The organism is Stenotrophomonas sp. PS02300 (assembly GCF_029959395.1).
Taxonomy (GTDB): Bacteria; Pseudomonadota; Gammaproteobacteria; order Xanthomonadales; family Xanthomonadaceae; genus Stenotrophomonas; species Stenotrophomonas maltophilia_AD.
This window is the reverse complement of the sequence record NZ_JASCOP010000181.1, coordinates 1-5,989: the sequence shown is the minus strand read 5'-3', so window position 1 is coordinate 5,989 and position 5,989 is coordinate 1. Positions and strand designations below refer to the sequence as shown.

General features: G+C 67.4%; 5 protein-coding genes. 2 read left to right on the top strand and 3 right to left on the bottom strand.

Annotated features, from left to right (window positions below):
• Nucleotides 1-236: 236 nt before the first annotated feature.
• Nucleotides 237-1,220, bottom strand: coding sequence for a LysR family transcriptional regulator (locus QMX79_RS19575; protein WP_068853844.1), 984 nt, complete (start codon nt 1,218-1,220; stop codon nt 237-239).
• A gap of 235 nt (nt 1,221-1,455) precedes the next feature.
• Between QMX79_RS19575 and cysK the strand changes: the two genes are divergently transcribed.
• Nucleotides 1,456-2,415, top strand: a complete 960-nt coding sequence (cysK, locus tag QMX79_RS19570; protein WP_282248257.1) for a cysteine synthase A — start codon at nt 1,456-1,458, stop codon at nt 2,413-2,415.
• Nucleotides 2,416-2,645: 230 nt separating this feature from the next.
• Complete coding sequence (locus tag QMX79_RS19565) at nt 2,646-3,242, top strand: O-acetyl-ADP-ribose deacetylase (protein WP_282248256.1); 597 nt, start codon at nt 2,646-2,648, stop codon at nt 3,240-3,242.
• A gap of 138 nt (nt 3,243-3,380) precedes the next feature.
• On the opposite strand, the gene QMX79_RS19560 is transcribed toward QMX79_RS19565, so the two are convergent.
• Nucleotides 3,381-4,688: a M1 family metallopeptidase gene (locus QMX79_RS19560; protein WP_282248255.1), complete on the bottom strand. Its 1,308-nt coding sequence runs from the start codon at nt 4,686-4,688 to the stop codon at nt 3,381-3,383.
• A gap of 150 nt (nt 4,689-4,838) precedes the next feature.
• Nucleotides 4,839-5,843, bottom strand: coding sequence for a class I fructose-bisphosphate aldolase (locus tag QMX79_RS19555; protein WP_093533681.1), 1,005 nt, complete (start codon nt 5,841-5,843; stop codon nt 4,839-4,841).
• Nucleotides 5,844-5,989 lie beyond the last annotated feature (146 nt).

The following is a 5,989-nucleotide window of genomic DNA, read 5'->3' as shown; positions in this document are numbered from 1 at the left end:
GGCCCGCGCGGGCCCCGGCCCCCCCTGCGACCACCCGGCGCAGCGGGCCGGCCAACGGCCGGCGCTACCGAGGGTTACCGGAGCCGGTGATGGGTTGATCCAGATCCCAATGGGCCCGTAAAAATTCGTAGCCCCGGCCGTTGGCCGGACACCGCGCGCAGCGCGGCCCAAGCACCCGAAGCCGATACACCATTGGCGGGCACCTTCCCACCGACGTTCAACCCAACCGAAGCCGCCTAAACCGTAATGGTCTGGGTCAACGATTCCCACGTCGGCGGCAGCGGCCAATCGGCTTCCTGGTTGCCATCGATCACCCGGCGCAGGTCGCGGGTGTCGATCTGCGGGGCCAGCACGTGCACCAGTTCCAGCGCGTAGTCGCGCAGCACGCGGTCACGCGGCAGCACGGCCCAGGCGATGCATTCGTCGATCGGCGCCGGCGCCGGCCACGAGCGCAGGTCTTCATCGCCGGCATTGACCGCCATTTCGGCCAGCAGGCCCACGCCCAGCCCGGTACGCACGTAGGTCTTGATCAGGTCCGCATCCAGCGCGGTCAGCGCGATGTCCGGGGTCAGCCCGGACGCGGCGAAGGCGCGCTGCAGCGAGGAGCTGCCGCGGGTGGAGGATTCGTAGCTGATCAGCGGCTGGGTCGACAGCGCCTGCAGGTCCGGGGCGGCACCGGGGCGGTCGAGCGGGTGGCCGCGCGGTACCAGCACCAGCCGGCGCCAGCGGTACAGCGGAATGGCGATGCCGGCGGTGGGTTCGGCACCGGCGGTACTGATGATGGCGATATCCGCATCGCCCTGGCTGAGCAGGTCCAGCGCGTCGCTTTCGGCGGCCTGCTGCAGGTGCACGCTGACCTGCGGGTAGGCCTGCTTGATGCGCGCCACCGCCGGCGGCAGCACGAACCGCGCCTGGGTGTGGGTGGTGGTCAGGATCAGCTGGCCCTGGCTCTCGCGGCGCTGGTTGGCCGCGTAGGTGCGGATGTTGTTGGCTTCGGACAGCACCGCGCGGGCGCGGCCGATCACTTCCACGCCGGCCGGGGTCACCGCTTCCAGGCTGCGGCCCTTGCGCACGAACAGCAGGAAGCCCAGTTCATCTTCCAGCTGCTTGAGCTGCTTGGACAGGCCGGGCTGGGTGGCATGCACCCGGGAGGCCGCCAGCGTGATGTTGAGCTCGGCGTCGGCGATGGCGACCAGGTAACGGAGTTGGGTCAGCGTCATGGGCGTGCGCGCAGCAGGAAGGAAGGGGGTCAAGCCGACTGTAAGGCAGTTGCCGTCACCAGCTTATAACCAAATGTTGTTTATGAAGGTAATCAGGTCATTTCGCGCGCTCATATGCTGGCGCTACGGTCTGGCGGAACCCGTTGCTGCCAGCGCGCGATACCACCTGCGCGGTACCCCTCCCCTGCTGCGGCCTCGTCCGTGGCCCGTCAACGATCTTCCGTGGAGCAGTCCCATGGCCCTGTACAACTCGATCCTGGACACCATCGGCAACACCCCGGTGGTGCGCCTGAACCGCATTGCCCCCGACCACGTCACCCTGTACGCGAAGGTGGAGTCGTTCAATCCCGGCGGTTCGGTGAAAGACCGCCTGGCGCTGGCGATCATCCTGGACGCCGAAGCCCGCGGGGTGCTCAAGCCCGGCGACACCATCGTGGAGGCCACCTCGGGCAACACCGGCGTGGCGCTGGCGATGGTGGCGGCCGCGCGCGGCTACAAGTTCGTGGCCACGATGGTGGAGACCTTCTCCATCGAGCGCCGCAAGCTGATGCGCGCCTATGGCGCCAAGGTGATCCTGACCCCGGCCGCCGAGCGCGGTTCGGGCATGGTCAAGCGTGCCCGCGAGCTGGCCGAGGAACACGGCTGGTTCCTGGCCAGCCAGTTCACCAACCCGGCCAACCCGGCCTACCACCGCAACACCACGGCGGCCGAGATCCTGCGTGACTTCGCCGGCACGCGGCTGGACTACTTCGTGACCGGCTGGGGCACCGGCGGCACCCTCACCGGCGTGGGCGAGGTGCTCAAGGTGGCCCGCCCGGAAACCCGCATCATCGCCACCGAACCGGAAGGGGCGGCGCTGCTGGGCGGCGCGGAATGGAAGCCGCACAAGATCCAGGGCTGGACCCCGGATTTCGTGCCGGACGTACTCAACCGCGAGGTCTACGACGAACTACTGAGCATCGACGACGCCCGCGCGATTGAAACCGCGCGCCGGCTGGCGGCCGAGGAAGGCATCTTCGTCGGCATCTCGGCCGGTGCCACGGTGGCCAGCGCGTTGGATGTGGCGGCCAAGGCGGCGCCCGGCAGCGTGCTGCTGGCGATGCTGCCCGACACCGGCGAGCGCTACTTCTCCACGCCGCTGTTTGCCGACATCAACGAAGGCTCCGACGACGAGTGGCTGGCCGGCACCCCCTGAACCGGCGGCCTTGGCTGAACGTGACGCCCACCCCTGCGGTGGGCGTTTTCGTTTCCAACGGGACCTTCATCTGCCGTGAAGCCGGCCCGCCGCAAGGTAGGGCTGTTGGGTGGTGCCCGCCGGGTCGCACTGCCTGAGACGACGATGACGCAGCCTAGATGCCCTGGCCGCTAGCGTGTGAGGCGGCAGTCATCCCGTTGTATGGACCCGGTATAGAAGGAGCGGCACGCATGAAGATCGAAGTGTGGCAGGGCGACATCACGACCCTGGCGGTGGATGCGATCGTCAATGCGGCCAACGAGTCCCTGCTTGGCGGGGGTGGCGTGGATGGGGCGATCCATCGCGCGGCCGGCCCGCAACTGCTGGCCGAATGCGCGGCGTTGCCGGAGATCCGCCCGGGCATGCGCTGCCCGACCGGTGAAGTGCGCGCCACGGCCGGCTACAACCTGCCGGCGAAGCATGTGCTGCATACGGTGGGGCCGGTATGGCAGGACGGCCTGCGCGATGAGCCGGCGCTGCTGGCCAACTGCTACTGGAAATCGCTGCAGCTGGCCGAGAAGCTGGGCCTGACGTCGATCGCGTTCCCGGCGATCAGCTGCGGGGTATTCGGCTACCCGCTGCACCAGGCCGCGCATATCGCGGCCACCGAGACCTTGACCTGGCAGCGTTCGCACCGCGAACCGCAGCGGATCATCCTGGTGGCCTACAACGCCGCGACCTTCAAGGTGTACCAGCAGGCGCTGGCGGCGCTGGGGCAACCGGTGGAGGTGGCGGGGCCGTTACCGATCCCGAGCGCGGGTGTCGAGCTGCCGGCGCCTGCGCCGTAGAGCCGCGCCGCATGACCGACGGGCGCCGTTCTGATGAACGCGTCGCCACGCGCGCGGAGCTTGCCGCGCGGCATGTGGCAATGCTGTTGTGCGTGGCTTCGCGGTGCCGGACGGAGAGCAGCCACGCAGGGCGTGGCTCTACGGGTTCGCGCGATACACCCATTGGTTGAAGAACGGCTGCAGCGAACGCCCTGCTGCATGATCCATTGCGTTCTGGAAATCCCTGGTCTCCACGCTCTTTCCATCATGGGCGCGGGTGTAGTCGCGGATGCCACGCCAGAACGCTTCTTCACCCATCGCCTCGCGCAGCAGGTGCAGTACGTAAGCCCCCTTCTGGTACACCACGGCGCGGTCATCGCCGGTGGGCGCTTTCCAGCTTTCATACACGAGAGCGTGGTCGGCGCCCTTGGCGCGCAGCGCCTCCAGCCGCGTGCGCCAGCGCTGCACCTGCGCCTGGTACGCCGCTTCGCCCTGCGTGTGCTGCAGGTAGGCGGCGGTCATGAAATTGGCGAAACCTTCGTTGAGCCAGAAGTGCTCCCACCCGACGCACGTCACCCGGTTGCCCCACCACTGGTGGGCGGCTTCGTGGGCGATCAGGGCGACGTGGTCAGGGTCGTCCAGCACCTCCTGCCCGTACGCCTCTGACATCAGCGACAGCCCGGCCATTTCCTGGCCGATGGTGTCGGCCACCAGCGCCTGTTCGTAGTCGCCGCGATAAGGCAGGCCTGCACGCGCGGCAAAGAAGTCGAGCATGTCGCCGGTGCGCGCGAAGATCGCCTGCAGCTGTCCGGGTGAGCGATCGGCGGACAGGAAGCGCAGCGCGGTGTCGCCGTGTCGCGCACGGACCTGCTGGTAGCGGCCGGCCGCAAACCCGTACACGTAGCCGGGCATCGGCGTATCCAGCCGCCAGCGGTGTTCGATGCGGCCATCGGCGAGCGTACGCGCGGGCAACGTGCGACCGCCGCCGGTGGCAAGCAGATCGTTGGGCAACCTCACCGACAGGGACAGCGTGGCGCGCTCATCGGGTGCATCGACCGAGGGCATCCACTGGCTGGTGGAGAAGATGGTGTAGACCTCGCTGCGCCCGGGCGCGAATTCGAGGCCGTACGGCGGCGTGCCGGTGTAGGTGATCTGCAGCACTGCCTGTTCGTCGCGCTTGAGCGGCGCGTCGAAGGCGATGCTTACGGTTGCCTGCTGCTGTTCGAACCGCAGCGGACGCCCGTTCACGCTGACCGAGTTGATCTTGAGCTCGCCGCTGTCGAGCTGAATTTCGGACAGCTCGTGACGTTCCGAACGCAGCTGCACGGTCTGCTGGCCGATCACCTGCCCGCGCGCGATGTCAGGCACAAGGGCGACGTCGTAATGCAACACATCAAAGCTCCGCGCCGAGGCATGGACTGCGGTGGCGGGGAACAAAAGGAACAGCCAGGTCCATCCTGCTCGCATGAAGCCTCCTTGTAGAGCCACGCCTTGCGTGGCTTCGCGGTGCCGGAACGAAATGCAGCCACGCAGGGCGTGGCTCTACGCCGTTGTGATGCCGATAAAAAAACGCCGGCATGGCGCCGGCGTCTTTTTCATTTCATGCGGCCGGCGAGATCAGCCGTTCCACTTGCCCAGTGCGGCCTGGCCGTTTTCCTTGGCGCGGTCGTACACGGTCTGCTGTGCCTTGGCGACGTTGGCCTTGGTGTCCTTGGCCCACAGCTTCAGCGCGGCCTGCTGCATGGCGCGGCCGTAGGAGAAGCTCAGCGGCCACGGCAGGTTGCCCATCTGGTTCATGGCGTTGAGGTGCGCGGTGGACTGCTCGTCGCCCTGGCCACCGGACAGGAACACCACGCCCGGCAGGATCGCCGGCACGGTGCTCTTGAGGCACATGACGGTCGATTCAGCCACTTCCTCGACGTCGGCCTGCTCTTCGCAGCCCTTGCCGGAAATGACCATCGAGGCCTTCAGGATGGTGCCTTCCAGCAGCACGTTCTGCTGGTACAGCGCGTCGAACAGCGAACGCAGGGTGGCTTCGGTGACTTCGTAGCAGGTCTCGATGTCGTGGTCGCCGTCCATGATCACTTCCGGCTCGACCATCGGCACCAGGCCGCATTCCTGGCACAGCGCGGCATAACGGGCCAGCGCATGGGCGTTGGACTCGATGCAGGTGCCCGACGGAATGCTTTCGCCGATGTTGATCACCGCACGCCACTTGGCGAAACGCGCACCCAGCTTGTAGTACTCCTGCAGGCGCTCACGCAGGCCGTCGAGGCCTTCGGTGACCAGCTCGCCCGGGCAGCCGGCCAGCGGGTGGGCGCCCTTGTCGACCTTGATGCCCGGAATCATGCCGTTGTCGGCCATGTACTTGGCGAACGGCACGCCGTCCTTGGTGGACTGGCGGATGGTTTCGTCGTACAGGATCGCGCCGGAAATGTGCTCGTTGAGCTTCGGCGTGGTCAGCAGCAGCTCGCGGTAGGCACGACGGTTCTCTTCGGTGTTCTCGATGCCCACGCTGGCGAAGCGCTTGGCGATGGTACCGGTGGATTCGTCGATGGCGATGATGCCCTTGCCCGGGGCGACCATGGCCTGGGCGGTTTCGGCCAGCTGTTCGATGCTCATGTATTTCCTGTGGCGGGTGCGGGAAAACCGCAATTATAGACCCGCCACTCCGTGAACTGGCCGTTCAAGGATTCTGGAACCGCTTTCAGCCGGGCAGGGCCCGGCGCTGCGTCATGGTCGCCGGTGGGGGCGGGGCCGGGCCCGGG

Coding starts and splice junctions, on each gene's coding strand:
- cysK (WP_282248257.1), top strand. CDS start 1,456: ATGGCCCTGTACAACTCGATCCTGGACACCATCGGCAACACCCCGGTG.
- QMX79_RS19575 (WP_068853844.1), bottom strand. CDS start 1,220: ATGACGCTGACCCAACTCCGTTACCTGGTCGCCATCGCCGACGCCGAG.
- QMX79_RS19565 (WP_282248256.1), top strand. CDS start 2,646: ATGAAGATCGAAGTGTGGCAGGGCGACATCACGACCCTGGCGGTGGAT.
- QMX79_RS19560 (WP_282248255.1), bottom strand. CDS start 4,688: ATGCGAGCAGGATGGACCTGGCTGTTCCTTTTGTTCCCCGCCACCGCA.
- QMX79_RS19555 (WP_093533681.1), bottom strand. CDS start 5,843: ATGAGCATCGAACAGCTGGCCGAAACCGCCCAGGCCATGGTCGCCCCG.